This is a genomic window from Telluria beijingensis, from assembly GCF_030770395.1.
GTDB classification, from domain to species: Bacteria; Pseudomonadota; Gammaproteobacteria; order Burkholderiales; family Burkholderiaceae_D; genus Telluria; species Telluria beijingensis.
This window is the reverse complement of sequence record NZ_CP132480.1, coordinates 3247112-3273181: the sequence shown is the minus strand read 5'-3', so window position 1 is coordinate 3273181 and position 26070 is coordinate 3247112. Positions and strand designations below refer to the sequence as shown.

At 65.6% G+C, this 26070-nt stretch carries 29 protein-coding genes and 1 tRNA gene; 19 read left to right on the top strand and 11 right to left on the bottom strand.

The window, feature by feature from the left end:
• Nucleotides 1-198 precede the first annotated feature (198 nt).
• The 6 genes from Q9246_RS14565 to petA all read right to left on the bottom strand — a co-directional run bounded on the left by Q9246_RS14565 (nucleotide 199) and on the right by petA (nucleotide 4473).
• Nucleotides 199-274, bottom strand: a tRNA-Thr gene (locus Q9246_RS14565).
• Between the two features lie 25 nt (nucleotides 275-299).
• Nucleotides 300-797, bottom strand: a complete 498-nt coding sequence (locus tag Q9246_RS14560) for a ClpXP protease specificity-enhancing factor (RefSeq protein ID WP_306391290.1) — start codon at nucleotides 795-797, stop codon at nucleotides 300-302.
• Between the two features lie 122 nt (nucleotides 798-919).
• A complete protein-coding gene (locus Q9246_RS14555; protein ID WP_005663771.1) occupies nucleotides 920-1531 on the bottom strand; it encodes a glutathione S-transferase N-terminal domain-containing protein in 612 nt (203 codons plus the stop codon).
• A 118-nt stretch (nucleotides 1532-1649) separates the two neighbouring features.
• The gene (locus Q9246_RS14550; RefSeq protein ID WP_306391289.1) at nucleotides 1650-2414 is read right to left on the bottom strand and encodes a cytochrome c1; all 765 of its coding nucleotides are present in this window, start codon (nucleotides 2412-2414) and stop codon (nucleotides 1650-1652) included.
• 28 nt (nucleotides 2415-2442) lie between these two features.
• On the bottom strand, nucleotides 2443-3855 hold the full coding sequence (locus tag Q9246_RS14545) for a cytochrome b (protein ID WP_306391288.1): 1413 nt from the start codon (nucleotides 3853-3855) through the stop codon (nucleotides 2443-2445).
• A gap of 3 nt (nucleotides 3856-3858) precedes the next feature.
• Entirely contained in the window at nucleotides 3859-4473 is a 615-nt protein-coding gene (gene petA / locus Q9246_RS14540; protein ID WP_306391287.1) for a ubiquinol-cytochrome c reductase iron-sulfur subunit, read from the bottom strand.
• Nucleotides 4474-4696: 223 nt separating this feature from the next.
• Here petA and mscL point away from each other — a divergent pair, with 223 nt between their 5' ends.
• The 4 genes from mscL to Q9246_RS14520 are packed head-to-tail and all read left to right on the top strand — an operon-like array spanning nucleotide 4697 to nucleotide 7426.
• Nucleotides 4697-5116, top strand: coding sequence for a large conductance mechanosensitive channel protein MscL (gene mscL, locus Q9246_RS14535; RefSeq protein ID WP_306391286.1), 420 nt, complete (start codon nucleotides 4697-4699; stop codon nucleotides 5114-5116).
• Between the two features lie 38 nt (nucleotides 5117-5154).
• Nucleotides 5155-6303: a Do family serine endopeptidase gene (locus tag Q9246_RS14530; RefSeq protein ID WP_306398179.1), complete on the top strand. Its 1149-nt coding sequence runs from the start codon at nucleotides 5155-5157 to the stop codon at nucleotides 6301-6303.
• A gap of 38 nt (nucleotides 6304-6341) precedes the next feature.
• Nucleotides 6342-7037: a DUF2461 domain-containing protein gene (locus tag Q9246_RS14525; protein ID WP_306391285.1), complete on the top strand. Its 696-nt coding sequence runs from the start codon at nucleotides 6342-6344 to the stop codon at nucleotides 7035-7037.
• A gap of 11 nt (nucleotides 7038-7048) precedes the next feature.
• On the top strand, nucleotides 7049-7426 hold the full coding sequence (locus Q9246_RS14520; protein WP_306391284.1) for a cupin domain-containing protein: 378 nt from the start codon (nucleotides 7049-7051) through the stop codon (nucleotides 7424-7426).
• 186 nt (nucleotides 7427-7612) lie between these two features.
• Here the strand turns inward: Q9246_RS14520 and Q9246_RS14515 are convergent, their stop codons facing one another.
• From Q9246_RS14515 to Q9246_RS14495, 5 genes are all read right to left on the bottom strand, one after another.
• A complete protein-coding gene (locus Q9246_RS14515; RefSeq protein ID WP_306391282.1) occupies nucleotides 7613-8644 on the bottom strand; it encodes an NAD(P)H-dependent glycerol-3-phosphate dehydrogenase in 1032 nt (343 codons plus the stop codon).
• A 13-nt stretch (nucleotides 8645-8657) separates the two neighbouring features.
• On the bottom strand, nucleotides 8658-9113 hold the full coding sequence (locus Q9246_RS14510) for an SH3 domain-containing protein (protein WP_306391281.1): 456 nt from the start codon (nucleotides 9111-9113) through the stop codon (nucleotides 8658-8660).
• Nucleotides 9114-9194: 81 nt separating this feature from the next.
• Nucleotides 9195-9656 (bottom strand): protein-export chaperone SecB, encoded by a 462-nt coding sequence (gene secB / locus Q9246_RS14505; protein WP_306391280.1) that lies wholly within the window; start codon nucleotides 9654-9656, stop codon nucleotides 9195-9197.
• Between the two features lie 129 nt (nucleotides 9657-9785).
• Nucleotides 9786-10049, bottom strand: a complete 264-nt coding sequence (gene grxC, locus Q9246_RS14500) for a glutaredoxin 3 (RefSeq protein ID WP_005663754.1) — start codon at nucleotides 10047-10049, stop codon at nucleotides 9786-9788.
• A 43-nt stretch (nucleotides 10050-10092) separates the two neighbouring features.
• Entirely contained in the window at nucleotides 10093-10494 is a 402-nt protein-coding gene (locus tag Q9246_RS14495) for a rhodanese-like domain-containing protein (RefSeq protein WP_306391279.1), read from the bottom strand.
• An 86-nt stretch (nucleotides 10495-10580) separates the two neighbouring features.
• On the opposite strand from Q9246_RS14495, the gene gpmA reads away from it, so the two are divergent.
• From gpmA to gspF, 15 genes are all read left to right on the top strand, one after another.
• Nucleotides 10581-11327, top strand: a complete 747-nt coding sequence (gene gpmA, locus Q9246_RS14490) for a 2,3-diphosphoglycerate-dependent phosphoglycerate mutase (protein WP_306391278.1) — start codon at nucleotides 10581-10583, stop codon at nucleotides 11325-11327.
• 18 nt (nucleotides 11328-11345) lie between these two features.
• Nucleotides 11346-12800 carry a murein hydrolase activator EnvC family protein gene (locus tag Q9246_RS14485; protein WP_306398178.1) on the top strand — a complete coding sequence of 485 codons (1455 nt, stop codon included), beginning with the start codon at nucleotides 11346-11348 and terminating at the stop codon, nucleotides 12798-12800.
• An 11-nt stretch (nucleotides 12801-12811) separates the two neighbouring features.
• Nucleotides 12812-14284 (top strand): S41 family peptidase, encoded by a 1473-nt coding sequence (locus Q9246_RS14480; RefSeq protein ID WP_306391277.1) that lies wholly within the window; start codon nucleotides 12812-12814, stop codon nucleotides 14282-14284.
• 162 nt (nucleotides 14285-14446) lie between these two features.
• Nucleotides 14447-15217 (top strand): HesA/MoeB/ThiF family protein, encoded by a 771-nt coding sequence (locus Q9246_RS14475; RefSeq protein ID WP_306391276.1) that lies wholly within the window; start codon nucleotides 14447-14449, stop codon nucleotides 15215-15217.
• A 195-nt stretch (nucleotides 15218-15412) separates the two neighbouring features.
• On the top strand, nucleotides 15413-15850 hold the full coding sequence (gene gspG, locus Q9246_RS14470) for a type II secretion system major pseudopilin GspG (RefSeq protein ID WP_306391275.1): 438 nt from the start codon (nucleotides 15413-15415) through the stop codon (nucleotides 15848-15850).
• Nucleotides 15851-15856: 6 nt separating this feature from the next.
• A complete protein-coding gene (locus Q9246_RS14465) occupies nucleotides 15857-16336 on the top strand; it encodes a GspH/FimT family pseudopilin (RefSeq protein WP_306391274.1) in 480 nt (159 codons plus the stop codon).
• 8 nt (nucleotides 16337-16344) lie between these two features.
• Nucleotides 16345-16737, top strand: coding sequence for a type II secretion system minor pseudopilin GspI (gspI, locus tag Q9246_RS14460; protein ID WP_306391273.1), 393 nt, complete (start codon nucleotides 16345-16347; stop codon nucleotides 16735-16737).
• Complete coding sequence (locus Q9246_RS14455; protein ID WP_306391272.1) at nucleotides 16734-17399, top strand: prepilin-type N-terminal cleavage/methylation domain-containing protein; 666 nt, start codon at nucleotides 16734-16736, stop codon at nucleotides 17397-17399. Before gspI ends, Q9246_RS14455 begins: the two co-directional genes overlap by 4 nt.
• Nucleotides 17399-18373: a type II secretion system minor pseudopilin GspK gene (gspK, locus tag Q9246_RS14450; RefSeq protein WP_306391271.1), complete on the top strand. Its 975-nt coding sequence runs from the start codon at nucleotides 17399-17401 to the stop codon at nucleotides 18371-18373. Before Q9246_RS14455 ends, gspK begins: the two co-directional genes overlap by 1 nt.
• A gap of 16 nt (nucleotides 18374-18389) precedes the next feature.
• Nucleotides 18390-19670 (top strand): type II secretion system protein GspL, encoded by a 1281-nt coding sequence (gene gspL / locus Q9246_RS14445; protein ID WP_306391270.1) that lies wholly within the window; start codon nucleotides 18390-18392, stop codon nucleotides 19668-19670.
• Entirely contained in the window at nucleotides 19667-20185 is a 519-nt protein-coding gene (gspM, locus tag Q9246_RS14440; RefSeq protein ID WP_306391269.1) for a type II secretion system protein GspM, read from the top strand. The genes gspL and gspM overlap by 4 nt, the downstream gene beginning before the upstream one ends.
• Nucleotides 20182-20955, top strand: a complete 774-nt coding sequence (gene gspN, locus Q9246_RS14435; protein ID WP_306391268.1) for a type II secretion system protein N — start codon at nucleotides 20182-20184, stop codon at nucleotides 20953-20955. Before gspM ends, gspN begins: the two co-directional genes overlap by 4 nt.
• Complete coding sequence (gene gspD, locus Q9246_RS14430; RefSeq protein ID WP_306391267.1) at nucleotides 20955-23363, top strand: type II secretion system secretin GspD; 2409 nt, start codon at nucleotides 20955-20957, stop codon at nucleotides 23361-23363. The genes gspN and gspD overlap by 1 nt, the downstream gene beginning before the upstream one ends.
• Nucleotides 23364-23368: 5 nt before the next feature.
• Nucleotides 23369-24790 (top strand): type II secretion system ATPase GspE, encoded by a 1422-nt coding sequence (gene gspE / locus Q9246_RS14425; RefSeq protein WP_306391265.1) that lies wholly within the window; start codon nucleotides 23369-23371, stop codon nucleotides 24788-24790.
• Between the two features lie 45 nt (nucleotides 24791-24835).
• A complete protein-coding gene (gspF, locus tag Q9246_RS14420) occupies nucleotides 24836-26056 on the top strand; it encodes a type II secretion system inner membrane protein GspF (protein ID WP_306391264.1) in 1221 nt (406 codons plus the stop codon).
• Nucleotides 26057-26070 lie beyond the last annotated feature (14 nt).

Sequence of the window (26070 nt, the reverse complement as noted above, 5' to 3'; positions counted from 1 at the left end):
TCGTCATAATTATGCGATGAGCCACAAAATATTGGAATTAAAATGATTTCTGTGGGGAGGGACCGATCATGCTATCTGTCTGTTGCACTGTGGAGGCCCCTATAAAGCCGAGTGCGCTGAACGTGTCTTTTTACCGATTACAAAGACAAAACGCCTTACGTTCGATGAACGTAAGGCGTCGTTTTCACTACCAATTCTTGGTGCCGACTGCAGGACTCGAACCCGCCACCTGATGATTACAAATCAACTGCTCTACCTGATGAGCTAAGTCGGCATGATCTTAAGACAACGATTATACGCTATTTGATCCTGGTCAAGGTCGGACGGCCGCCTTTCTTGGGCGGCTCATCGTCGCCACCTGGCGCAGGCGGCGGAGTATCCGCCACCACGGGCGAATCCACACCCTTCGACGGCACGGCCGACAAGGCCGGCGCAGCCGGCGCCGTCTCGGCAGTATCCGCCGATGCAGCGGAACCTTCAGGCGCCGCTCCCACCTCGAACGCCATCCCCTGCCCATTCTCATTGGCATAAATCGCCAACACATTGTGCACCGGGATATAGATCTCCCGCGACACGCCATTGAAGCGCGCACGGAAGTGGATCGCGTCATTGTCCATCTTCAGCCCCGACGTCGCGCCGTAGCTGATGTTCAGGATGATCTCGCCCTTGCGAACATATTCCATCGGCACGGTCGTCGCCCCATCGACCTTGACAGCGATATAGGGCGTGAAGCCACTGTCCGTGCACCATTCGTAGATGGCGCGCAGCAGGTAGGGTTTGGTGGAGATCTCTGCCATGGTGGTGTCTAGGAATACAGGCCGTCACGCCAGTCTACCGGATTCGCCGCGCGGGCGTCCAATGACGAAACGTAAAGCAAAAAGCAAACAGGGCAGGGCGCGAGGCCCTGCCCGGGAACACATCAACGACGCATCACTTTCTCGGACGGGGTCAGCGCCTCGATATAGGCCGGACGCGAGAAGATGCGCTCGGCATACTTCATCAGCGGCGCCGCGGTCTTCGACAGCTCGATGCCATAGTGGTCCAGGCGCCAGAGCAGCGGGGCGATCGCCACGTCCAGCATCGAGAACTCGTCGCCCAGCATGTACTTGTTCTTCAGGAACAGCGGCGCCAGGGTGGTCAGGCGGTCGCGGATTTCGGCGCGGGCCTTGTCGTGGTTCTTGTCGTTCGCCTTGTTGCGTTCGCTTTCCAGCGTGTGCACATGGACGAACAGTTCTTTCTCGAAGTTAAACAGCATCAGGCGGGCACGGGCGCGCATCAGCGGGTCGGCCGGCATCAGTTGCGGGTGCGGGAAACGCTCGTCGATGTACTCGTTGATGATGTTCGATTCGTACAGGATGAGCTCTCGCTCGACCAGGATCGGTACCTGGCCGTAGGGGTTCATGGTCGAAATATCTTCCGGCTTATTGAACAGATCGACGTCGCGCACCTCGAAGTCCATGCCTTTTTCGAACAGGACGAGGCGGCAGCGTTGGGAAAACGGGCACGTGGTGCCGGAGTAGAGAACCATCATGGTTTATAGTTCCTTAAGAAACAAAGGGGTGTAGCGCCAGGGAATACATGGTGTTCCCTAACACTCACCCCAGAGAAATGATTGCCCGTATTATAGCCAACCGGGCAAGGAAAACGAATTACTTCACTTCTTTCCAGTACGATTCGTTCAAACGCCAGGCCAAAAAGGCGAACACGGACAGGAACAGCAGCACGATCACACCGAGCCGTTTGCGGGTGTTTTGCGCTGGCTCGGCCATCCAGACCATGTAGGCAACCAGGTCGGCGGTAGCGGCATCGAATTCCTGCTGGCTCATGGTGCCGGGCGAGACCTGCTCGAAGCCGGCGAACTTGTGGACCATCTTGCCCGGCTCGTGCGGATCGGCTTCCTCGGCGAACTTGGCGACCCGGATCCCCTGCTGCTGCCACATGGCGTGCGGCATCGCAACATTCGGCACCACCATATTGTTCCAGCCGGTCGGGCGGGTTTCGTCCTGGTAGAAGGTGCGCAGATAGGTGTACAGGTAGTCCGCGCCCGAGCCCGCCGGCGAGGCCTTGGCGCGCGCGATCACCGACAAATCCGGCGGCACCGCGCCGAACCAGGCGGCCGCATCTTTTGGACGCATCGCGGTCGTCATCATGTCCCCGACTTTGTCGGCAGAAAACAACAGATTTTCGCGAATCTGGTCTTCCGTCAGGCCGATATCGCGCAGGCGGTTGTAGCGCATCGAGGCTGCGGCGTGGCAATTCAGGCAATAGTTGACGAACAGCTTGGCGCCATTCTGCAGCGACGCCAGGTCGTTGCGGTCCGGGGCGCGATCCAGCGGAATCCCGCCTTCGGCGGCGAATGCCAGTCCCGGCACCAGCGCCAGGACTGCAATCAGTTTCTTTGCAAACAATTTCATGTCGTGTCCTTGTGCTCTTGTCCGGTGATCAGTGCGGGGTGAAGGTGACACGGGTCGGCACCGGCTTGAAGGTGCCCATCGTGCTCCACCACGGCATCAGGAGGAAGAACGCAAAGTAGGCCAGCGTGCACACTTGCGACAGGATGGTGAAGGCCGGGGTCGGCAACTGGGTGCCCAGGTAGCCCAGGGTCACGAACACGAGCGCGAACAGCGAATAGATCCACTTGTGCCAGCTCGGACGGTAGCGCAGCGACTTGGCCGGCGAGTGGTCGAGCCATGGCAGGCCGGCAATGATCATCACTGACGAACCGAACAGCACCACGCCCCAGAATTTCGCGTCCAGCACCTGCGGCAGCATGCCGATGATCAACACCAGGCCGACCACGGCGATGATCGCCTTGGTGCGGAAGGCCAGCCGCGACTTGAGCCAGATGAAGGCGACGTACAGGGCCACACCAATCATCAGCACGTACATGAAGTCGGCCGTGGTCGCGCGCAGCACCGAGTAGAACGGCGTGAAGTACCAGGTCGGCGCGATGTGGGCCGGGGTCTTCATCGAGTCGGCCGGCAAGAAGTTGTTGTACTCCAGGAAGTAGCCACCCATTTCCGGTGCGAAGAACACGACTGCCGAGAACAGCAGCAGGAATACCGACACGCCGAACAAGTCCTTGGTGGTGTAGTAGGGGTGCGATGGGATGCCGTCCAGCGGATGGCCGTCCGGGCCCAGGGTTTCCTTGATCTCGACGCCGTCCGGGTTGCTCGAGCCCACTTCGTGCAGCGCCGTCAGGTGGGCGGCCACCAGGCCGATGATCACCAGCGGCAGCGCGATCACGTGGAAGGCGAAGAACCGGTTCAGGGTGGCGTCGGAGACCACGTAGTCGCCGCGGATCCACAGCGACAGGTCTTCGCCGATCACGGGGATCGCGCCGAACAGGTTGACGATCACCTGGGCGCCCCAGTACGACATCTGGCCCCATGGCAGCAGGTAGCCGAAGAAGGCCTCGGCCATCAGGCACAGGAAGATGCCGAAGCCGAACAGCCAGACCAGTTCGCGCGGCTTGCGGTAGGAACCGTACATCAGCCCGCGCGCCATGTGCAGGTAGACCACGATGAAGAAGGCCGAGGCGCCGGTCGAGTGCAGGTAGCGCACCAGCCAGCCCCATGGCACTTCGCGCATGATGTATTCGACCGAGCCGAAGGCCAGCGCGGCGTCCGGCTTGTAGTGCATCGTCAGGAAGATGCCGGTGACGATCTGCAGCACCAGCACCAGGGCCGCCAGCGAACCGAACAGGTACCAGACGTTGAAGTTCTTGGGTGCGTAATACTTGCCCCACTGGTCGTTCCACAGCTTCGATGCGGGGAAGCGGTCATCGACCCAGGCCAGGGCTTTCTGGCTCACCGGTGCGTCGGCGGGTAGCTTGGTCTCCTTGAATGCGCCCATGGTTTATGCCTCGCCTTTCTCGTCTTTGCCGATCACCAGCTTGTTATCGGACAGATACATATACGGGGGGACATCCATATTCGTCGGCGCCGGCTTGTTCTTGAACACGCGCGCGGACAAATCGAAGGTCGAGCCGTGGCAGGGGCACAGGAAGCCGCCCGGCCAGTTGTCGGGCAGGTTCGGCTGCGGGCCGGAGGCCAGGCGCGAGGAGGGGGAACAGCCCAGGTGCGAGCAGATGCCGACCGTGACCAGCACTTCCTTGTGCTCGGCGCGCGCGCGGAACGGGTTCTTGGCGTATTCCGGCATCGGCAGCTGGAACACATTGTCGGAGCCGGGATCGGCCAGTTCGCCCTGGTCTTTCTCGAGGGTGGCCATCATTTCCGGGGTGCGGCGCAGGATCCAGACCGGCTTGCCGCGCCATTCGACGACTTTCATTTCACCGGGAGCGACATCGGAAATGTCGACCTCGACCGGGGCTCCCGCCGCTTTTGCGCGCTCGGAAGGCTGGAAGGTGCTGACCAGGGCTCCCGCCGTGGACACACCGACGACGCCACCGGCCGCGCACGTCGCGACCAGCAACCCGCGTCGGCCCGGATCGACCTGCTTTTCATTACTCATACCAACCCCACTCCGTGAATATACGAATTTTAAGAATTAATAGCGAGCTTCCAGCATCCAAAATTATATGTGAACGGCAATACCTGAGGGAAAAAAATTGTCTGGGCTACACGCTTTGGCAGAATGGTCTTTTGTGCTCTTGCAGCATTTGGGTGTGGGACAGCCTGCGGAGCCTTCGGGTATCATGCAAATGCTTGTATCAACAACAACGAGGGAGTCCCAAATGGCGATGATGGAAGAGTTCAAGAAGTTTGCGATGCGTGGCAATGTGATCGACCTGGCGGTCGGCGTGATCATCGGTGGCGCGTTCGCGCGCATTACCGACTCGCTGGTCAAGGACATCGTCATGCCGCCGATAGGCGCCGTGCTCGGTGGCCTCGACTTCGCCAACTATTATATTCCTCTCAATAACCAAGGCTATAACCTCCCCTTGGCAGAGGCGCAAAAAGCCGGTGCTGTGTTGGCATATGGTAATTTTTTGACCATCCTGATCAATTTTATCCTGCTGGCTTTCATCATCTTCCAGATGGTGCGCTTGATTAACCGCCTGCGTGGCCCGGCCGAAGAGGCAAAACCTGCCGCGCCAGTGACGCCGGAAGACATCATCCTGCTGCGCGAAATCCGGGATTCCCTCAAAAAGTGAAACACGATACCGTCCACGAACTCAAGCGTCCGCATCCGCTGCGACGCTTCTGGTTGCTGTTTGCGCAAACGGTAACGATTGCGCTGGCGGCCTGGTTCGTGGTCGCCGCCCTGCGTCCCGAATGGCTCGAGCGTAAGCCCGATACCGTCGCGGTCGGCGCGCCGGGCCAGCCGGTGCCGATGCTGCAGGCGCCGCCGCGGGCAGCGGGCGGCAGCTTCCGCGATGCCGCCGCCAGGGCGATGCCGGCCGTGGTCAATATCTACACGAGCAAGGCCTCGCGCCAGTCGCATCCCTTGCTGAAAGATCCGTTCTTTCGCCGCTTCTTCGGCGACCGCGCGCCGCCCGACGAGCAGCTGGCCAGCCTCGGCTCGGGTGTCATCGTCAGCAGCGACGGCTATATCCTGACCAATTTCCACGTGATCGATGGGGCCGACGCGATCGAGGTCGGCCTGGCCGATGGCCGCAAGGCCGCGGCGCGCCTGGTCGGCACCGATCCCGAGACCGACCTGGCCGTGATCCGCGTGAGCGAGCGCAACCTGCCGGTGATGGTGCTGGGCGACCCCGACAGTGCGCGCGTCGGCGATGTGGTGCTGGCGATCGGCAACCCCTTCGGCGTCGGCCAGACCGTTACCCTGGGCATCATCTCGGCCCTGGGCCGCAATAACCTGCACATCAACCATTTCGAGAATTTCATCCAGACCGATGCCGCGATCAATTTCGGCAACTCGGGCGGCGCGCTGGTCGATACCGATGGCCATTTATTGGGCATCAATTCGGCGATCTATTCGCAGACCGGCGGCTCGGTCGGGATCGGGTTCGCGATTCCCGTCTCCACGGCGAAGACGGTGCTCGATTCGATCGTCAAGCACGGCAGCGTGGTGCGCGGCTGGATCGGCATCGAATCGCAGGACATCACGCCCGAACTGGCCGACAGCTTCGGCCTGGCCAAGCGCAGCGGCGCCATCATCGCTGGCGTCGTGCGCGGCGGGCCGGCCGACCGCGCCGGGATCTTGCCGGGCGATATTCTGGTGGCCGTGGGCGGCGAAAAGGTGGCGGACACCAGCGAAATGCTGAACCTGATCGCCCAGCTCGAACCGGGCGCGAAAACCCCCATGACGATCCTGCGCAAGCAGCGCGAAACCACGGTCGATGTGACGGTGGGCCGCCGGCCGCGCCAGCCGCAGTGACTATCGATAACCGAACCTGATAAAGCCCTTGAACCGCTATGCACCTGCGCGACCTGACGCAATACCTGACCGAACTGAACGACAACAACAACCGGCCCTGGTTCCTTTGGAATAAGCCGCGCTATGACATCCTGCGCACCGAATTCGAGGAAACGGTCACCGAACTGATCAAGGCACTGACGAAGTTCGACAAGCAGGTGGCCGCCTGCAATCCGAAGAAGGCGATGTTCCGGATCCATCGCGACACCCGTTTTTCGAAGGACAAGACACCGTATAAAACCCGCTTTTCGGCCGGCATCACCCCGCATGACAAGCGGCGTCCGAGCGCGGGCGGCGGCTCGACCTATTATTTTCATATCGAGCGCGATGGCACGCTGGGTTTCGGCGTGGGCGAATACCTGCCGCCGCCGGCGCGCCTGAAGGCGATTCGGGAGCACGTGGTCAACGATGCGACGGGTTTCGCCAAACTGTTGAAGAATAAGCATCTTCGCGCCACTTATAATGACATGCTGGAAGAGGACAAGTTGCAGCGTCCTCCCAAGGGATTCGATCCCGATCATCAGCATGTCGAATACCTGAAACTGAAAAGCTTCTTCGTGTGGACCGAGGTGAAACTGGACCTGAACGCACCGGATCAACTGGTGCCGCGGCTGGCGCAGGGCTTCCAGGACGCCTATGCGCTGGTCAGCTGGCTGCGCAGCGTGCCGGAGCCGCAAGAAGAAGCGAACGAATAAAGGAGGGCGATATGGCCTTGCATCACGCAGTATCCGGCGAAAAGATTGCTTTGCAACGCGGCGACGACGACATCGCCCATTTCACCTCGGTGGCCCTGGTCAAGACCGAGCATATGGAACTGATCCGGCTGGTGCTGCCGGTCGAACGGCCGATCCCCGAGCACCGGGTCGACGGCGAAGTGACCATCGTGTGCCTGGAAGGCGAGATCGCGGTCGACGCGCACGACAAGGCCACCCATTTGCAGCCGAGCGAGATGGTGTACCTGGCGGGTGGCGTGCCGCACACGATCCGCGCGGTGAGCGACGCGGTGGCCTTGATGACCATCCTGATGGGACCCGAACGTTCGGGTGGCCCGAGCGACGATCCGTCCGGGGCGCCGCCGCAGTGATTTGACGGTGGTGGGGTGCTGCTGGACTTGGGTCCCCGCCTTCGCGGGGACGACGTACCAAGGGACGTCATCGAAGTCACTTAGCCTCGCCCCATACACCCTGGATCAACGTCTTCCCCGCGCAGGCGGGGACCCAAGTCACCATGAGCAGCCCAATCACACGATCCAGCCACCCACCTCAAGAAATCACGCCAACTCCACCCGCGGATCCCGCGCCAGCAACTGCGCCGCCATCTCCGCCGCATCCACGCCATCGAACAGCACACTGGCCACCGCGTCGGTGATCGGCATGTCGACGCCCATCCCGCGCGCCAGCTCGCGCACCGCCTTGGCGCATGGCACGCCTTCGGCCACGTGACCCAGTTCCGCCACGATCGTATCCAGCGCCTTGCCTTCGGCCAGCGCCAGGCCCACGCGCCGGTTGCGCGACAGGTCGCCGGTGCAGGTCAGGATCAGGTCGCCCATTCCCGACAGCCCCATGAAGGTGCCCGGCTGCGCGCCCAGCGCCAGCCCGAGGCGGGTGATCTCGGCCAGGCCGCGCGTGATCAGGGCCGCGCGCGCATTCAGGCCCAGGCCCAGGCCATCGGCGGCGCCGGTGGCGATCGCCATCACGTTCTTGACCGCGCCGCCCACTTCCACGCCGACCAGGTCGTCGTGCGAGTAGACCCGCAGGTTGTCGCCGTGGGCCGCCGCCACCACCCGCTCGCGCAGTTCGGCGTTCGACGACGCCACGGTCAGCGCGCACGGCAGGCCGCGCGCCACTTCCTGCGCGAACGAGGGGCCGGACAGCGCCGCGCCCGGCACGCTCTCGCCCAGCACCTGCGCCACCACCTGGTGCGGCAGCAGGCCGGTGCCGGCCTCGAAGCCCTTGCACAGCCAGACGACGTTGGGGATGGCGCGCCCGCGCAGCTGTTCCAGTAGCGGCCGCAGGCCGGCCACCGGGCAGGCCAGGATCAGGAGCGGTGCGTCTTCTTCGATGCCGGACGCCACGTGGGCCAGCGCCGCCTCGAAGTCGGCGCTCACGCGCAGCGTGTCGGGCAGCGGATGGCCCGGCAGGTAGGCCAGGTTGTCGCGCGCGGCATCGGTTTCGGCCATTTGCTGGGGATTGCGGCCCCACAGCAGCACGTCGTGGCGCGCGGCCAGCGCGATGGCGACCGCGGTGCCCCAGGCGCCGGCGCCGAGGACGGTAATCTTGGTGTTGGGTTTGTTCTGTTGCATGGAACTCCTGGATTTACAGGCCCCAGATGTCCGAGACCTTGATATAGCCGACAATGCCGTCGCGATGGCGCACGCGCGCCCAGACGAGGGCATTCGGATCGACCAGTTCGAGTACGACGCCCTTGTCGGCCGTCATCAGGACCGCCGAGGTGTCGGCGGGACCGGCATGGACCCGGCCGCCGGGTTTGTTCACCAGCACGTTGCGCCGGGCTGCCAGGCTCCGCGCCTGGGTCCATGCCACGTCGCCGTTCATGTCGCGCACCTTGACCCAGTCGCCATAGGCGATCATGACCTGCAAAGGCATGCCGGGTGGCGCCGTATAGAGTTTGTTTCCCCTGGCCGAAGGCGTCTCGTACAGGATCGCCGGGGCGGTGCCGACCGTCTTGAAATCGAAGGCGACAGCGTGCGGCGCGGCCAGCACTGTCAGCGCCAGCAGTGGAGCACCTGCAAGAAGACGGGGAGGGAGCATGGCGGGCCTGGATTGTGGGTGAACCGCGACGCCGGAGGGCTGGCACGGACGCGGCGTGAACCGCGCCCGCGAAGGTGATGCTTAGTTTGCCGGTGCGGCGGCAGCTGCTTCGGCCATGGCCTGGGCGCGCTGCTGGTAGAAGGCTTCGAAGTTGATCTCGGCCAGGTGCACTGGCGGGAAGCCGGCGCGGCTGATCACGTCGGCGATGTTCGCGCGCAGGTACGGGTAGATGATGTTCGGGCAGCCGATGCCCAGCAGCGGATCCATCTGCTCGGCAGGAATATTGCGGGCTTCGAAGATGCCAGCCTGCTTGCCTTCCACCAGGAACGCGACCTTGTCCTTGACCTTGGCGGTGACGGTGATCGTCACGGTCGATTCGTAGATGCCTTCGGCGATGCTTTCGGCGCCGACGTCGAGCGACACTTCGATCGATGGGGCTTCCTGTTCCAGGAAGATCGATGGCGAATTTGGTTGCTCCAGCGACATGTCTTTCAGGTAGACGCGTTGGATTTGGAATACTGGTTGCAGAGTTTCGTCAGACATGGAACGCTTTCTAATAATAGTGGGGAGCGGCTGGCCACTCCGGGTGCTTTTGGGTCAAACGCGACGACAATTGTAGCAAAACCAACTTGGAAGCAATAGCGTCTTGCCGCCGCATCGAGCCCGATTAGCTTACTCGCCCTTGAGCATCGGGTCCAGGCGTCCCGCCTGGTCCAGCGCATACAAGTCGTCGAAACCGCCGACGTGCGTGTCGCCGACATAGATTTGCGGCACGGTGCGGCGACCGGTGCGCTGCATCATGATCTGGCGCTGTTCCGGGTCGAGGTCGACGCGGATGCGTTCGATGTCATGCACGCCCTTGGCTTCGAGCAGGCGCTCGGCGCGCACGCAATAGGGGCAGGCGGCGGTGTGGTAGAGGACGACGTGGGCTGTCATGATGAATCCTTTCGTGTCTGCGCGGTCGAAAGCGACCGGCGGGTTACTTGGTGACCGGCAGGCCTGCGGCCGTCCAGGCCGTCAAGCCGCCTTCCAGGCTGTGGACGTCTTCGAAACCGGCTGCCTGCAACCGGCGCGCGGCCTTGTCGCCGCGGGCGCCGGTCTGGCACACCACCACGACGGTACGGTTCTTCGACTTGTCCAGTTCGCCGATGCGATTGCCCAAGTCTGCCAGCGGGATGTGTTTCGCGTCGCGCAGGTGGCCGGCCGCGAATTCTTCCGCACTGCGCACGTCGACGACGGTGGTCTTGCCGCGGTTGATCATCTGCGTCACCTGCAGCGGGGTCGCGCGTTTTCCGCGCGGCGCCAGTGCTGGCCACAGCAGGGCGGCGCCCGAAATCACGGCGATCGCCACGATGAAAATATTATCGACTATGAAATTCACAAGGGTTCCATTGGTTGAACTGAATCGGAGCATTATAAAATAGAAGCCGGACCGGACTTCAATCTGACTTTGCGAGAAGAGACTACATGTACAAGATCGTATTCATGCGCCATGGCGAATCCACCTGGAACCTGGAAAACCGCTTCACCGGCTGGACCGACGTCGACCTGACTGAGAAGGGCGTGGCCGAGGCGAAAGCCGCCGGCCGCGTGCTCAAGGAAGCAGGCTTCACCTTCGACGTGGCCTACACCTCGGTGCTCAAGCGCGCCATCCGCACCCTGTGGCTGGCCATGGACGAGATGGACGCGATGTACCTGCCGGTCAAGAACGACTGGCGCCTCAACGAGCGCCACTACGGCGCCCTGCAGGGCCTGGACAAAGCCGAGACCGCCGCCAAGTTCGGCGACGAGCAGGTGCTGGTCTGGCGCCGCAGCTACGACACCCCGCCGCCGGCGCTGGAAAAGGACGACGAACGCACCAGCTTCGGCGACCCGCGCTATGCGGCGCTCACCGACGCGCAGATTCCGCTGACCGAATGCCTGAAGGACACCGTGGCGCGCGTGATGCCGGCCTGGGACGAGGAGATCGCCCCCGCCATCCGCGCCGGCAAGAACATCCTGATCTCGGCCCACGGCAACAGCCTGCGCGCCATCATCAAGATGCTGGACAATATCAGCGACGCCGACATCGTCGGCCTCAACATTCCCAACGGCCAGCCGCTGGTGTATGAGCTGGACGCCGACCTGAAGCCGATCAAGCACTACTACCTGGGCGACCAGGAAGCGATCGCCGCCGCCATGGCGGCCGTGGCCAACCAAGGGAAGGCAAAGTAAGTCTTGCGTTTGCCATCCATGAAGGGAACCGGCAGCGTACTCCTGGGTACGCTGCTGGCGGTCGCGCTGTCCGGCGCGTTTGCAACGGATGCCTGGGCCCAGCGCCAGACCGAGCGCAGCCGCCAGAAGGCGACGGCCGAGAAGCAGCGCGCCGGCATCCAGCAAAAGCTGGCGGCGATCAAGCGCGACATCAGCCAGACCGAAAGCGCCAAGGAAGACGCGGCCGATACGCTGGCCGAGTCCGAGGCCGCCATTTCGGACGCCAACCGGGCGCTGCGCGACCTGCAGGAAGAGCAGGGCGCCACCAATACGCGCCTGCAGGACCTGGCCGCGCAGCAGGAACAGCTGAACCAGACCATCGCCGCCCAGCAAAAGCAGCTGGCCAAGCTGTTGCGCGAAAACTATGTGGCTGGCAACGAAGACCGGATCAAGCTGCTGCTGTCCGGCGACAATCCGAACCGCATCAGCCGCGACCTGCAGCTGATGGCCTATGTCTCGCAGGCGCAGGCGCGCCTGCTGGGCTCGCTGCGCGGCAACCTGGTCCAGATCGAGGCTAACCGCGACCAGGTCGAGAATGCCCAGCAAGAGCTGGAAGAAATCGCCCAGGAGCAGCTCGACCAGAAGGCGCTGCTGGAGAAGGAAAAAGCCAAGCGCGCCGCGCTGCTCGATAACCTGTCGAGCCGCCTGGCCGACCAGCGCAAGCAGGCTGACCGCCTGGAGCGCGACGAAGAACGCATGTCGGGCCTGGTCACCCGTCTCGAGCGCCTGATCCGCGAGCAGGAAGAGGCCGAGCGCAAGCGCCAGGCGGCCCTGGCCGCGCAGCGTGCGAAAGCGAAGGCCGCGGCCGAGGCGAAAGCGAAGGCCCTGGCGGCGGCGCGCGCCAAGGCCGCCGCTGAAAAGGCCGAGCGCGACCGCGAGCGCGAGCGCATCGCGCGCGAGAACGCAAAGCCGGGCGCCAAGCCCAAGCCGATGCCCGAGCCGATCAAGGAAGCGCCGATCCTGGCCCAGGAGCCGGAGCAGGAAGATCCCGGTCCGAGCGAACCGCCGCCGCCGATCCTGGGGCCGGCCGCCGCCAGCGGCTCGTTCGCTTCGCTCAAGGGCCGCATGGCCAGCCCGGTCAACGGCAGCGTGGTGGCCCGCTTCGGCGGCCGGCGCGGCGACGGCCCGACCTGGAAGGGCAATTTCATCAAGGCCGCCGAAGGGTCCGAGGTGCGCGCCGTGGCCCCGGGCCGGGTGGTGCACGCGGACTGGATGCGCGGCTTCGGCAACCTGATCATCGTCGACCACGGCGACGGCTACCTGTCGATCTACGGCAATAACCAGTCGCTGCTCAAGCGCCCCGGCGACAGCGTGCGCGCCGGCGAGGCGGTGGCCAGTGCAGGCAATACCGGTGGCAACGAGGAATCGGGGCTATACTTTGAGCTCAGGCATCGCGGCAAGGCCATCGATCCGGCGGGCTGGGTCAGGTTCTAACAAGGTACAACATGGGCATGAAAGCAAGGCATTTCGGACTGGTCGGCGTGGGCGTCCTGGTGGGCGTGGCGGCATCGTTCCAGCTATCGGCCCATGCGCAGAAAACCGGCGCCCCGCTGCCGCTCGACGAGTTGCGTCAGCTGGCCGACGTCTATGGCCTGATCAAGACCGACTACGTCGAGCCGGTCGAGGATAAGAAACTGCTGTCCGAAGCGATCGGCGGCATGGTCGCCTCGCTCGACCCGCACTCGGTCTACCTCGACCAGAAAGCCTTCCGCGACATGCGCGAGGCGGTGCAGGGCAAGTTCGTCGGGGTCGGTGTCGAGATCTCGAACGAGGATGGCTATATCAAGGTCGTGTCGCCGATCGAGGACACGCCCGCCTTCAAGGCCGGCATCAAGCCGGGCGACCTGATCACCCGCATCGACAATGTGCCGGTGCGCAATATGTCGTCCGACGATGCGATCAAGCGCATGCGCGGCAAGGTCGGCAGCAAGGTCACGTTGACCATCGCCCGCCCCGGCGAAGACAAGCCCTGGGTGGTGCCGATCGACCGCCAGGAAATCAAGGTGGTCAGCGTCAAGGCGAAAATGGTCGAGCCCGGTTATGCCTGGCTGCGCATCAGCCAGTTCCAGGAAAACACCCTGGACGAGCTGGCCAGGAAGACCAAGGAACTGTACGCCGAACAGGCCGACATCAAGGGCCTGGTGCTCGACCTGCGCAACGACCCGGGCGGCCTGCTGCCGGGGGCGATCGGCGTGTCGGCGGCCTTCCTGCCGCAGCCGGACCAGGTGATCGTCAGTACCAAGGGGCAGGTGGCGGATTCGAACCAGGCCTTCTATGGCCGGCGGGAGTTCTATGCCCAGCGCGGCGACCCGCTGGCCGGCTTGCCGGCTGGCCTCAAATCGGTGCCGATGGTGGTGCTGGTCAATGGCGGCTCGGCATCGGCCTCCGAAATCGTCGCCGGCGCGCTGCAGGATTACCAGCGCGCAATCGTGATGGGCAGCCGCACCTTCGGCAAGGGTTCGGTGCAGACCTTGCGCCAGTTGTCGGAAGACACCGCGATCAAGCTGACCACGGCGCGCTATTACACGCCGAAGGGCCGGCCGATCCAGGCCACCGGCATCGAGCCCGACCTGCGGGTGGACGAGTCGGCCGAGGGCGACCTGCTGAACGCCTTGCGCGTGCGCGAGGCCGACCTGCAGCGCCACCTGGCGGCCGAGGGCGAGAAGAAAGAAGCGCCGGCCAAGGACAAGCAGGCCAGCCTGACAGAGCAGCAGCGCGCGCTGGCCCTGCTGAAGGACCGCAAGGCGATCGAGTTCGGCGGCAAGGACGATTTCCAGCTGGCCCAGGCGCTCAACCATTTCAAGGGCATGCCGGTGCAACTGGCCAAGGGCGTGCCGGACGAAGACAAGCCGGCGCCGGCGCCATTGCCGGGGGCGGAGCATAAATTGCCTGAGTTGAAGGCGCCGCCGAAGAAATGATATTGGGGTGATGCGGGGTGTACTTGGGTTCCCGCCTGCGCGGGAACGACGTGCGAAGGGACGTAGCCGAAGTCGTACCGCAACGAGTCCCTCACCTCCAAACAACGTCGTTCCCGCGAAGGCGGGAACCCAAGTTCGCCCGCACCCCCGCGGCCTGACACGATGAACGACAACCAACTCCTGCGCTACTCGCGCCACATCCTGCTCGACGATATCGGCATCGAAGGCCAGCAACGCCTGCTGGACGCCCATGCCGTGATCGTCGGCGCCGGCGGCCTCGGCTCGCCGGCCGCGCTGTACCTGGCCTCCGGCGGCATCGGCCGTATCACCCTGGTCGACGACGACACGGTCGACCTGACCAATCTGCAGCGCCAGGTCATGCACACGACCGACCGCATCGGCCAGCCCAAGGTCGAGTCCGGCCGCGCGGCCCTGCTGGCCATCAACCCCGAGGTCGAGATCGTGGCCCTGGCCGAGCGCGCCGGCCCCGAACGCCTGCTCGAACTGGCCCGCAGCGCCAGCGTCGTGCTCGACTGCAGCGACAACTTCGCCACCCGCCACGCCGTCAACCGCGCCTGCGTGGCCGCCGGCGTGCCGCTGGTGTCGGGCGCCGCGATCCGCTTCGACGGCCAGCTGTCCGTGTTTGACCCGCGCCGGGCGGAGGCGCCGTGCTATGCTTGCCTGTTCCCCGAAGACAGCGGCTTCGAAGACGTTGCCTGCAGCACTATGGGGGTGTTCGCGCCGCTGGTCGGCATCGTCGGCGCGGTCCAGGCCGCCGAAGCGATGAAATTGATTGCGGGCGTGGGCCGACCGCTGGCCGGCCGCCTGCTGATGCTGGACGGGAAGTACATGGAATGGACTGCAGTCAAGGTCGCGCGCAATGCCGGCTGCCCGGTGTGCGCGGTGCGTGGCGGCAAGCCGGACGCGGTTTGATGAGGACCGCCTTAAAGGGCCGGATCCAACGTGTCATGACGGGCTTAGGTAGCTTACAATTGCACACCTGCCGCCGGTAACGATGTACGCGGGTTTCATGCTTTTGTACCGAGTTTCATCCACAGTATGGTCCTGTCATATTTCGGACTTATACTGTCCCGGTTTGACCGATTCACCAGCCTACTCACACTGCATATGAATTTCCAACGCACACAACGTCGCGCCCGCGGCTTCACCCTGGTCGAGATCATGGTGGTCGTGGTCATCATCGGCATCCTCGGCGCCCTGGTCGTGCCTAAATTGCTGGGCCGCACCGGCGAGTCGCGCATCACCGCCGCCAAGGTCGACATCGCCACCATGATGCAGGCCCTCAAGCTGTATAAACTCGACAACCAGCGCTATCCAACCACCGAGCAGGGCCTGAACGCGCTGATCGCCAAGCCAACCTCGGGCCCGGCCGCCAACGGCTGGAAAGAAGGCGGCTATATCGAGAAGCTGCCGAAAGATCCGTGGGGCAATGCCTACCAATACCTGTCGCCTGGCGTGAAAGGCGAGATCGACGTGTTCTCCTACGGCGCCGACGGCCAGCCGGGCGGAGCCGGCGAGGACGCCGACGTCGGTTCCTGGCACTAAGTTTTTATGCCGGCCTGGCGCGCACGGCGCTCTTCCCTCGGCTTCACCCTGGTGGAGCTGCTGGTCGTGTTGGTCATCATCGGCATCACGCTGGGCCTGGCCACGCTGAACGCGATCCCGAGCCCGCGCCAGGACCTGGAAAACGAGGCCAAGCGCATCGCGCTGCTGCTGCAGCTGGCGCGCGACGAAGCCATCGTGCGCAACCGCCTGGTCGCGTTCGAGGCCAACGGCGAGCGCTACCGCTTCATGGTGCGCGGCGACACCGGCTGGGTGCCGGTCACGCGCGACGACCTGCTGCGCGAGCGCAGCTTCAAGAATCCGCCGCTGCGCCTGGTGCTCGAGCCCTCCGGCACGAGCGGCCCGGACATGCTGCGCATCACCTTCGGGCGCGAGCCGGTCGACCGGCCCTTCGTGCTGACGCTCGCATCGGGCGCCAATGCGGTCGCGATCCGGGCCGACGGCGTCGGCCACTTTACCGTCGAATGAAGCACGCCATGTTCCGTCGCCGCCCTTGTCGCCAACCCGCTGGATTCACCCTGCTCGAAGTGCTGGTGGCGCTGGTCATCGTCGGCACCGCGCTGGCCGCCGGCCTGCGCGCGGTGGGCAGCCTCACGTCCAATAGCGCCGGCCTGCGCGCCTCGATGATGGCGACCTGGTCGGCCGAGAACCGGCTGGTGCAGATCCGCCTGGGACGCGAATTCCCCGAGATCGGCAAGCGCAGCTTTCCCTGCCCGCAAGGCGACCTGAACCTGATGTGCGAAGAAGAAGTGCTGACCAGTCCCAATCCGCTGTTGCGCAGGATCGAAGTGTCGGTGTTCGATGCCGACAATCCCGGCCGCCGGATTGTCAAACTCATCCAACTGGTCCTGAGGCCTTACTCGCTATGAACACCGGGTCGCGGCATGCGGGCTTCACGCTGGTCGAGCTGCTGGTGGCGATCGGCATCCTCGCCATGGTGGCCGTGCTCGGCTGGCGCGGGCTGGACGGCATCGTGCGCGCGCGCGTGGCGCTCACGCAAGAAATGGAGACCACGCGCGGCATGCAGTTGGCCTTCGCCCAGATGCAGAACGATTGCGAAAACGCCGCCGGCAGCGAGCTCATGCGCGGTCAGCCGTCGCTGCTGTGGGACGCCGACCGCCTGACCCTGGTGCGCAAGGTGTATGTCGAGCACGAACCGTCGCGCCTGCAGGTGGTGAGCTACCGCGTCGTCAATGGCCAGTTGATCCGGCGCGAATCGCCCGGCACGCGCGACCTGGACCAGGTCGGGGCGCTATGGCAGGCGCTGGCGTCGGATGCGCCGGCCGACAATTCTCCGTCGGTGGTGCTGCAGGTCGGCGTGAACGCGATGCAGGTGCAGGGCTGGCAAAACAATGCCTGGCGTAATGAACCGACCGCGGTCGGCGGCACCGGCGAACAGCCGCCGCCGGGTGGTGGCGTCCTGCCGCAGCCTGGCGTCAACCCGCTCGAACCGACCGGCGTGCAGGTGGCGCTGACCGTGCAGGGCCTGGGCCAGCCGATGGTCAAGTCCTTCCTGCTGGGAGGCACCTGATGCGGCGCGATTACCAACGCGGCCATGGCCGCCAGCGCGGCGTCGCCGTGGTCACCGCGCTGCTGCTGACCACGCTGGCGATCTCGATCGTCGCCAGCCTGTTCTGGCAGCAGCAGGTGCAGGTGCGCTCGATGGAAAACCAGCGCCTGCAGCTGCAGACCAAGTGGATCCAGCGCGGCGCCCTCGACTGGGCCAGCGTGATCCTGCGCCAGCCGTTCGGCAACCGCATCTCGCTCGAGCAGATCTGGGCCACGCCGCTGGCCGAGACCCGGCTCGACCAGTACATCGAACGCGAGCGCATCCAGGGAGAAAACTTCACCGCATCCCTGTCAGGGCAGGTTTTCGACGCCATGGCGCGTTACAATCTGAACAACCTGGCCAGCGGCGGCGTGCGTGACCCTGTGGAGACCGAAGTCCTGGCCAAGCTGCTGACCAATCTGCGCCTGGAGGCGCGGCTGGCGCGGCCGATCGCCGACTTCGTCGCCGCCGGCCAGCCGCTGACGGTGGACCTGGCCAATCCAGCGGCTGGCCCGCAAACGCCGCGCCGCGGCACGCCGATGCCGGTCATGCGGGTGGACGACCTGCTGGCGGTGCAGGGCGTCAAGCCCGAGGCGGTCGAGGCGCTGCGCCAGTTCGTGATCGTGTTGCCCGCGGAGGGGACGAAGGTGAATGTGAATACGGCGCCGGCCGAGGTGCTGGCGGCAGTCTTGCCCGGCTGCTCGCTGTCGCAGGCTACTACGCTGGTGGAACAGCGCAAGCGGATACCGTGGAATGACATCGGGCAGTTCACGAGCGAATTGCAGTGCCAGGGAGACTCGCAGGTGCAGCCGAAGATCGACATTACCAGCACCTTTTTCCTGGTGCAAAGCCGCATCCGGCTCGACCGGGCGGCGCTGGATGCCGAGTCGCTGGTGCAAAAAGGCTCCCTGGCCAGCCGCGGCGGCGTGAACGTGATCTGGACCCGCCAGAACTAGAAGAAAGCGAGACGGTTTGACTACTCTATATATTCGGCATCCGGCCAGGAGCGAGGGCGAAGGCGCTTTGTGCCGTTTCGCGCTGGTCGGCGACAACGGCGCCATCGGACGCCAGGGCGAAGGCATGCTGCGCAACCTGGGCGACGCGGTCGCGGCCAGCCGGCGCGTGGTGCTGATCCTGGCCGCCAGCGACGTCACCCTGCTGGCGGTGCAGGCCCCGCCGCTGGCCGGTGCGCGCCTGCGCGCGGCGCTGCCGGCCCTGGTCGAAGAATATATCCTGGGCGACCCGCTCGACTGCGTGCTGGTGGCCGGCCCCGTCATGGGCGACGGCCGCCGTCCGGTGGCCGTGGTGCAGCAGGCCTGGCTCGAGCCGCTGGTGCGCAAGCTGCTCGAGATGGGTGCGCGCGCCGTGGTGGCCGTGCCCGAGCAACTGTGCCTGCCGCTGCATCCGGGCAGCGTCAGCGCCGCCTTCGGCAAGGGAGAACTGATCCTGCGCCAGAGCCAGTACGAAGGCCTGGGCCTGGCGCTGGACGGCAGCCCGGTGGTGGCCCTGCAGACCGCGCGTGCGCTGGCGGGCGATGCGCCGCTGGTGCTGTACGTCGAGCACGAACAGCTGGGCGAATACCAGGCGCTGCTGGCCGAGGCCGGCCCCGGCGTCACCCTCGAGGGCGACAACTGGGCGCACTGGATCGCCGGCGCCCGCGGCAGCAACAACGGCAATGGCGCGGTCGGCCCGGCGCTCGACCTGGTGCCCGGCCTGGGCACGGCCGGCGTGGCGCGGCGCGACTGGCGCCGCTGGCGCTGGCCGGTCCGGCTGGCGTTGGCCGCGCTGGCAGTCCACGTCGTCGGCCTGAACGTCGAATGGCTGGGCATGAAGCGCGAAGCCGACGCCGTGCGCCAGCAGATGAGCCAAACCTTCCGCGCGGTCTATCCGGGCCAGCCGGCGATCGATCCGGTGGCGCAGATGCAGCAGAATATCGCGCGCGCCCGGGCCGGCAGCGGCGAAGTGGGCGGCGACGAATTCACCTGGATGGCGGCCGCCTTCGGCGAAGCGGTCGGCGGCCTCGGCGCGCCGCCTGCGATTGCATCAATGGAGTTTCGCGAACGCGCCCTGACGGTGCGCGTCAAACCTGAATCCGCCAACCCGGGCGTGGCAGACCAGCTGCGTCCGGCCCTGGCGGCACGCCATCTCAGCCTGGAAGCGCCGGACGCGAACACTTGGCTGATCCGCAGCAGTGGCGCCGCGCCATCGGGCGCCACGCAACCGGGAGTCACGCCATCGGGAGTCATGCCATGAGTATCGCCGGCAAAATCAGCGGCCTGCGCGAACGCGCCACTGCCTACTGGATCGCGCGCACCGAGCAGGAGCGCAAGTTCCTGCTGGTCGGCGGTGTCGTCGCCGCGCTGGCGCTGTTCTATCTCGTCCTGCTCGAACCGGCGCTCGAAGGCCGCGAGCAATTGCGCCGCTCGCTGCCCGAGCTGCGCCAGCAGGCGGCCCAGCTCGAGGCGCTGGCCGGCGAAGCCCGGGCCGTCGCCGGCCAGCCAACGACAGCCGTCACGCCCGTCACGCGCGAGGCGTTGGCCGCCAGCATGTCGGCGCGCGGCCTCAATCCGGCGTCCCTGTCGGTGAGCGGCGAATATTCGAAAGTTCAGCTCAGTAACGTTTCCTTCGCCAACCTGATGGGCTGGCTCGACGCCCAGCGGCGCGACAGCCGCCTGATGGTGCAAGACGCGCAATTCACTGCCCAGACCGCGCTGGGCCAGGTCGATGCCACGCTCACGCTGCGCCAGGCCGGCGGGCCGGCTTCATGAGGCGGGCACTTTCATGGAGCCTGCTGGTCATCCTGGCGATCGTGGCGACGGTGCTGGCTTTCCTGCCGGCGGCCTGGCTCGGTCCGCTGGTCGAACGCCAGACCGGTGGTCGATTGACGCTGGGGGATGCGCAGGGTACGCTTTGGCGCGGCTCTGCATTCATCGGCGGCGCGCCGGGGCCGGGCGGGACGGTCACGCCCTTGTTGCCGGGGCGTTTTTCGTGGACCCTGTCGCCGCTGGTGGTGCTGGGCCAGGTGAGCATGAGCCTGGAGAATCCCCAGGCGCTGGCCAATCCGGTGCGGGTCGAAGGCAGCTGGTCGCAGTGGCAGGTCAATGCCGGCGAGCTATTGTTGCCGGCCGAGGGGCTGTCTGGCCTCGGCGCGCCGCTCAACACGCTGGCGCCGAGCGGCCGCATTCGGCTGTCCTGGAACACGCTCGACCTGCTGCGCCAGCAGAACACCGTGACGGTGCAGGGGCGCACCGTGCTGTCGATGGGCGATATGGGTTCGCGCATGTCGCCCATCAAGCCGCTCGGCAGTTATGAAATGATCATGGACTGGCGTGGACCGCAGGCCGATTTGACCCTGCGCACCGTGCGTGGCGCTTTGCTGCTGTCGGGCGCGGGGGTACTGCAAAATGGACGCCTGCGCTTCTCGGGCCAGGCCAGCGCCGCCGATGGCTATGACGACCAGTTGGGGACCATGTTGAACCTGCTGGGCCAGCGCCGGACGGTGAACGGCAAAAACGTAATCGCACTCGAGTTCAGATAATGAAGAAAACAGACCGCTCCACCTCCGCGCACCGCGACCTGCCGGCCTTGCAGTTGCCGACCCTGCAACTGCCGACCCTGCGCCATCTTGCCGCCGGCGCCATGCTGTGCTGCGCCGCCACCATGGTCGTGCTGCCGCTGCCCGCGCTGGCGCAAGAAGGCGCGAATGCCGCCGCCCTGAGCTTCGTGAATGCCGACATCGAATCGGTGATCAAGGCGATCGGCCACTACACCGGCATGACCTTCATCATCGACCCGCGGGTCAAGGGCACGCTCACCCTGGTGTCCGAGAAATCGCTGAGCAAGACCGAAGCCTTTGGCCTGCTCACCTCGACCTTGCGGCTGCAGGGCTTCGCGGTGGTCACCAGCGGCGACGGCTACGCCAAGGTGGTGCCCGAGGCCGAGGCCAAGCTGCAATCCTCGCCGACCCAGGTCGGCGGCGTGCGCTCGAGCAAGGCGACCGGCGACCAGATCGCGACCCAGGTGTTCTATCTGTCCTACGAGTCGGCGGCCAACCTCACCGCCGTGCTGCGGCCGCTGATTTCGCCGAACAACTCGATCATGGCGAACCCGGGCAACAACACCCTGGTCGTCACCGACTACGCCGACAACCTGCGCCGCCTGGCGCGCATCATCGCCGCGCTCGACGCGCCGGTGGCGGCCGACCTCGACGTGATCCCGATCCGCAATGCGATCGCCAGCGACATCGCCCAGCTCGTCACGCGCCTGATGGAACCGGCCGCCGGCGGCGATTCGGGCCGGGTCACGGTGCTGGCCGATCCGCGCACCAATTCGGTCGTGATCCGCGCGCCGTCGCAGGCGCGCGCCAACCTGGCCAAGAGCCTGATCGCCCGCCTCGACCAGGAGAGCTCGAGCAAGGGCAATATCCACGTGGTCTATCTGAAAAATGCCGAAGCCACCCGCGTGGCCCAGACCCTGCGCGCCGTGGTCTCGCAAGACACCTCGGCCCTGCAGGTGCAGCAGGGCACGCAGGGCAGCTCGATCACGTCCGGCACCGGCAGCCAGGCGGGCCAGGGCGGCCAGGGCGGCCTCGGTGGCCAGCAGGGCTTGCAGGGCAGCACCGGGCTGGGCGGCGCCAGCAATAACTTCGCCCAGCAGAACCAGCCGGGTTCCCAGGGCGGCGGCGGCCAGGGCTCGGGCTTCATCCAGGCCGACGCCTCGACCAACAGCCTGATCATCACGGCGCCCGATGCCGTCTATCGCAACCTGCGCGCCGTGATCGACCAGCTCGACGTGCGCCGGGCCCAGGTCTATATCGAGGCGCTGGTGGTCGAGGTGACGTCCAACAAGGCGTCCGAATTCGGCGTGCAGTGGGTCGGCGCCACCGGCGACTCCGACAGCAAGTACCGCTTCGGCGGCCTGCAGAACTTCAATGGCGGCGGCTCGGGCAACAGCATCGTCAACCTGGCGCTGGCGGCCAGCCAGGGCACCAACGGCACCACCACGCCGGTGTTGCCGACCGGCCTCACCTTCGGCCTGTTCCGCCAGGTTGGCGGCGAGCTCGGCCTGGGCGCGGTCGCCCGCGCGCTCGAAAACGACGGCAACGCCAACATCCTGTCGACGCCGAACATGCTTACGCTGGACAACGAGCTCGCGGTGATCAAGGTCGGCCAGAACGTGCCGATCATCACCGGTTCGTTCGCCACCAACAGCACCACCGGCGGCGGCAATCCGTTCCAGACCGTCGACCGGCAAGACGTCGGCCTGCTGCTGCGGGTGCGCCCGCAGATCTCGGAAGGCGGTACCATCAAGCTGGCGATCTACCACGAGAACTCGAGCGTCGACGCCTCGACCCGCAATGCCGAATCGGGCCTGACCACGAATGTGCGCGCCATCGAAAGCAATGTGCTGGCCGACGATGGCCAGATCATCGTGCTGGGCGGCCTGATCGAGGACAGCGAAGGCGATGGCGAAGAGAAAGTACGCGGCCTGGGCGACATCCCGGTGATCGGCAACCTGTTCAAGTACCGCACCCGCAGCCGCGTCAAGACCAACCTGATGGTGTTCCTGCGACCGGTCGTGGTGCGCAGCAAGGAAGCCTCGAATTCGATCGCGATGGACCGCTACGAATACATGCGCGCGGCCGGCGCTGCCGCCCATCCCGAGTCGTCGGCACTGCTGCGCGACCTGGGCGCGCCGCAACTGCCGCCGCTGGTCGAAGGCCAGCCGCCGGCCGGCGGCGGCATGGCGACCGTGCCGCAACAGCGCCAGCCGGCGCCGAATGCGGCGCCGGGCGCGTCCAACGATGGCGCGGCAACACGCCACCAGGGAACTGCGCCGGGGGCCGGCGTGTCTGAACCAGGATCGGGCGCCGTCATGCCCGGCGCGGCCGTGCCGGCGTCGCCTGCATCGCAGGCTCGCCCGGTGTCGCAAGCGAACGGAGAGTGAGTACCATGAACAATCTGTTGCCCTACGCCTTTGCCCGCGACCACGGTGTGCTGGCGCGCGGTAACGGCGAGCCGGGCCAGAGTGTCGAAGTGCTGGTCTCCAGCGCCACCGCCCCTGCCGCCATCGCCGAGGTGTCGCGCCGTTTCGGCCGCATCCAGCTGCGCCGCCTCGACCGCGACGAGCTCGACGCGGCGATTGCCGGCGCCTATGCGGGCGGCGGCGGCGATGCCTCGCAGGTGGTCGACGAATTCGATGCCGACCTCGATCTCACCAAGCTGCTGCAAGACGTGCCCGCGATTGAAGACCTGCTCGAATCGTCCGACGATGCGCCGGTGATCCGCATGATCAATGCGCTCCTGACGCAATCGCTGCGCGAAGGCGCGTCCGACATCCATATCGAGCCGTTCGAGCAGACCTCGGTCGTGCGTTTCCGCATCGACGGCGCGCTGCGCGACATCGTGCGCCCGAAAAAGGCGATCCACGCCTCGCTGATCTCGCGTATCAAGATCATGTCGCAGCTCGACATCGCCGAAAAACGCCTGCCGCAGGATGGCCGCATCACCCTGCGCGTGGGCGGCAAGCCGGTCGACGTGCGCGTCTCGACCCTGCCGACCGGCCACGGCGAACGCGCCGTGCTGCGCCTGCTCGATAAAGAGGCAGGGCGGCTCGACCTGTCGCACCTGGGCATGGCGCCCGACATGCTGCCCCAGTTCGACCGCCTGATCAACCAGCCGCACGGCATCGTGCTGGTGACCGGCCCGACCGGTTCCGGTAAAACGACTACGCTGTACGCCGCGCTGTCGCGCCTGAACGCCTCGACCACTAATATCATGACGGTGGAAGACCCGATCGAGTACGACCTGAACGGCGTCGGCCAAACGCAGGTCAATGCCCGCATCGACATGACGTTTGCGAAAGCCCTGCGCGCCATCCTGCGGCAAGACCCCGACGTCATCATGATCGGCGAGATCCGCGACCTGGAGACAGCGCAGATCGCGGTGCAGGCCTCGCTCACCGGCCACCTGGTGCTGGCGACCCTGCACACCAACGATGCCGCCTCGGCCGTGACCCGCCTGCTGGACATGGGCATCGAACCCTTCCTGCTGTCCTCGTCGCTGCTGGGCGTGATGGCCCAGCGCCTGGTGCGCAAATTGTGCTCGCAGTGCAAGACCTTCGACGGTTCCACCTGGCATGCGGTCGGTTGCGAGCGCTGCGGCCACACTGGCTACCATGGCCGGGTCGGGGTCTACGAATTGCTCGAGACCACCGAACAGATCCGCTCGCAGATCCACAACCGCGCCTCCGAAGCCGAGATCCGCGATGCGGCGCTGGCGACCGGCATGAAGACCATGCGCGACGACGGCGAACGCTGGCTGGCCGACGGCACCACCACGCGCGCCGAACTCGTGCGCGTGACGAAGGATTGAGATGGCACTGCGAGCGATGCGAACTGCCTGGATGGAGAGTAACTGATGCCGGCATTCCGCTATGAAGCCGTCGACGCCGGCGGCGCCACCCGCAAGGGCGTGGTCAACGCCGACAGCCCGCGCGCGGCGCGCACCGACCTGCGCACGCAAGGCCTGACGCCTTTGAGCGTCGAGGCCATCGCGGCCCAGGTCGACGCTTCCGGCGCCACGCGCGCGCGCGGCATCGGCGAGCGCCTGTCGCAGAACGAGCTGGCCCTGTTCACGCGCCAGCTGGCCAGCCTGCTCGAAGCCGGCCTGCCGCTCGAGCAAGCCTTCACCGCCCTGCTGGAGCAGGCCGAGCGCGCCTATATGCGCGACCTGATCGCCTCGATCCGTTCCGAAGTCATCGGCGGCTCGCCGTTCTCCACCGCGCTGGCCCACCATCCACGCGACTTCGCCGAGATCTACCGGGCGCTGGTCGCCTCGGGCGAGCAGATCGGCCAGCTGTCGCGCGTGCTGTCGCGCCTGGCCGACTACATCGAGCGCCGCAATGCCCTGGTGCAGAAGGTGCGCCTGGCATTCACCTATCCCGCGATCGTCACCGTGGTCGCGTTCGCGATCGTGATCTTCCTGCTCACCTATGTGGTGCCGCAGATCGTCTCGGTGTTCGCCAACACCAAGCAGAAGCTGCCGTTCCTGACGGTCGTCATGCTGGCGGTGTCCGACTTCGTGCGCGCCTATGGCATCTATTGCGCGATCCTGATCGCCGGCGCGTTCTGGATGTGGCGGCGCGCGCTGCGCAATCCCGACCTCAAGCGGCGCTGGCATACCTGGCTGCTGACGGCCCCGGTGTACGGCAAGTTCGAGCGCAGCCTCAACACGGCGCGCTTCGCCAGCACCCTGGCCATCACCACCGGTTCCGGCGTGCCCATCCTGCGCGCGCTCGACACCAGCCGTGAAACCCTGTCCAACGTGGCGATGCGCGAACTGGTGGAGCAGGCCACGGGCAGCGTGCGCGAAGGCGTGAGCCTGGCGCGCGCGCTATCGGCGCAAAAACATTTCCCGCCGATGCTGGTGCACATGATCCGCGCCGGCGAGATCACGGGTGAGTTGCCGGCCATGCTCGAGCGCGCCGCCAACTCGCAGCAGGCCGACCTCGAGCGCCGCACGCTCACTATCGCCGGCCTGCTCGAGCCGGTGCTGATCCTGGCCATGGGCCTGGTCGTGCTGCTGATCGTGCTGGCGGTGCTGATGCCGATCATCGAAATCAACCAGCTGGTGCAGTAAAACAATGGCACTGA

Coding starts and splice junctions, on each gene's coding strand:
- Q9246_RS14560 (WP_306391290.1), bottom strand. CDS start 797: ATGGCAGAGATCTCCACCAAACCCTACCTGCTGCGCGCCATCTACGAA.
- Q9246_RS14555 (WP_005663771.1), bottom strand. CDS start 1,531: ATGATGGTTCTCTACTCCGGCACCACGTGCCCGTTTTCCCAACGCTGC.
- Q9246_RS14550 (WP_306391289.1), bottom strand. CDS start 2,414: ATGAAATTGTTTGCAAAGAAACTGATTGCAGTCCTGGCGCTGGTGCCG.
- Q9246_RS14545 (WP_306391288.1), bottom strand. CDS start 3,855: ATGGGCGCATTCAAGGAGACCAAGCTACCCGCCGACGCACCGGTGAGC.
- petA (WP_306391287.1), bottom strand. CDS start 4,473: ATGAGTAATGAAAAGCAGGTCGATCCGGGCCGACGCGGGTTGCTGGTC.
- mscL (WP_306391286.1), top strand. CDS start 4,697: ATGGCGATGATGGAAGAGTTCAAGAAGTTTGCGATGCGTGGCAATGTG.
- Q9246_RS14525 (WP_306391285.1), top strand. CDS start 6,342: ATGCACCTGCGCGACCTGACGCAATACCTGACCGAACTGAACGACAAC.
- Q9246_RS14520 (WP_306391284.1), top strand. CDS start 7,049: ATGGCCTTGCATCACGCAGTATCCGGCGAAAAGATTGCTTTGCAACGC.
- Q9246_RS14515 (WP_306391282.1), bottom strand. CDS start 8,644: ATGCAACAGAACAAACCCAACACCAAGATTACCGTCCTCGGCGCCGGC.
- Q9246_RS14510 (WP_306391281.1), bottom strand. CDS start 9,113: ATGCTCCCTCCCCGTCTTCTTGCAGGTGCTCCACTGCTGGCGCTGACA.
- secB (WP_306391280.1), bottom strand. CDS start 9,656: ATGTCTGACGAAACTCTGCAACCAGTATTCCAAATCCAACGCGTCTAC.
- grxC (WP_005663754.1), bottom strand. CDS start 10,049: ATGACAGCCCACGTCGTCCTCTACCACACCGCCGCCTGCCCCTATTGC.
- gpmA (WP_306391278.1), top strand. CDS start 10,581: ATGTACAAGATCGTATTCATGCGCCATGGCGAATCCACCTGGAACCTG.
- Q9246_RS14485 (WP_306398178.1), top strand. CDS start 11,346: ATGAAGGGAACCGGCAGCGTACTCCTGGGTACGCTGCTGGCGGTCGCG.
- Q9246_RS14480 (WP_306391277.1), top strand. CDS start 12,812: ATGGGCATGAAAGCAAGGCATTTCGGACTGGTCGGCGTGGGCGTCCTG.
- Q9246_RS14475 (WP_306391276.1), top strand. CDS start 14,447: ATGAACGACAACCAACTCCTGCGCTACTCGCGCCACATCCTGCTCGAC.
- gspG (WP_306391275.1), top strand. CDS start 15,413: ATGAATTTCCAACGCACACAACGTCGCGCCCGCGGCTTCACCCTGGTC.
- Q9246_RS14465 (WP_306391274.1), top strand. CDS start 15,857: ATGCCGGCCTGGCGCGCACGGCGCTCTTCCCTCGGCTTCACCCTGGTG.
- gspI (WP_306391273.1), top strand. CDS start 16,345: ATGTTCCGTCGCCGCCCTTGTCGCCAACCCGCTGGATTCACCCTGCTC.
- Q9246_RS14455 (WP_306391272.1), top strand. CDS start 16,734: ATGAACACCGGGTCGCGGCATGCGGGCTTCACGCTGGTCGAGCTGCTG.
- gspK (WP_306391271.1), top strand. CDS start 17,399: ATGCGGCGCGATTACCAACGCGGCCATGGCCGCCAGCGCGGCGTCGCC.
- gspM (WP_306391269.1), top strand. CDS start 19,667: ATGAGTATCGCCGGCAAAATCAGCGGCCTGCGCGAACGCGCCACTGCC.
- gspN (WP_306391268.1), top strand. CDS start 20,182: ATGAGGCGGGCACTTTCATGGAGCCTGCTGGTCATCCTGGCGATCGTG.
- gspD (WP_306391267.1), top strand. CDS start 20,955: ATGAAGAAAACAGACCGCTCCACCTCCGCGCACCGCGACCTGCCGGCC.
- gspE (WP_306391265.1), top strand. CDS start 23,369: ATGAACAATCTGTTGCCCTACGCCTTTGCCCGCGACCACGGTGTGCTG.
- gspF (WP_306391264.1), top strand. CDS start 24,836: ATGCCGGCATTCCGCTATGAAGCCGTCGACGCCGGCGGCGCCACCCGC.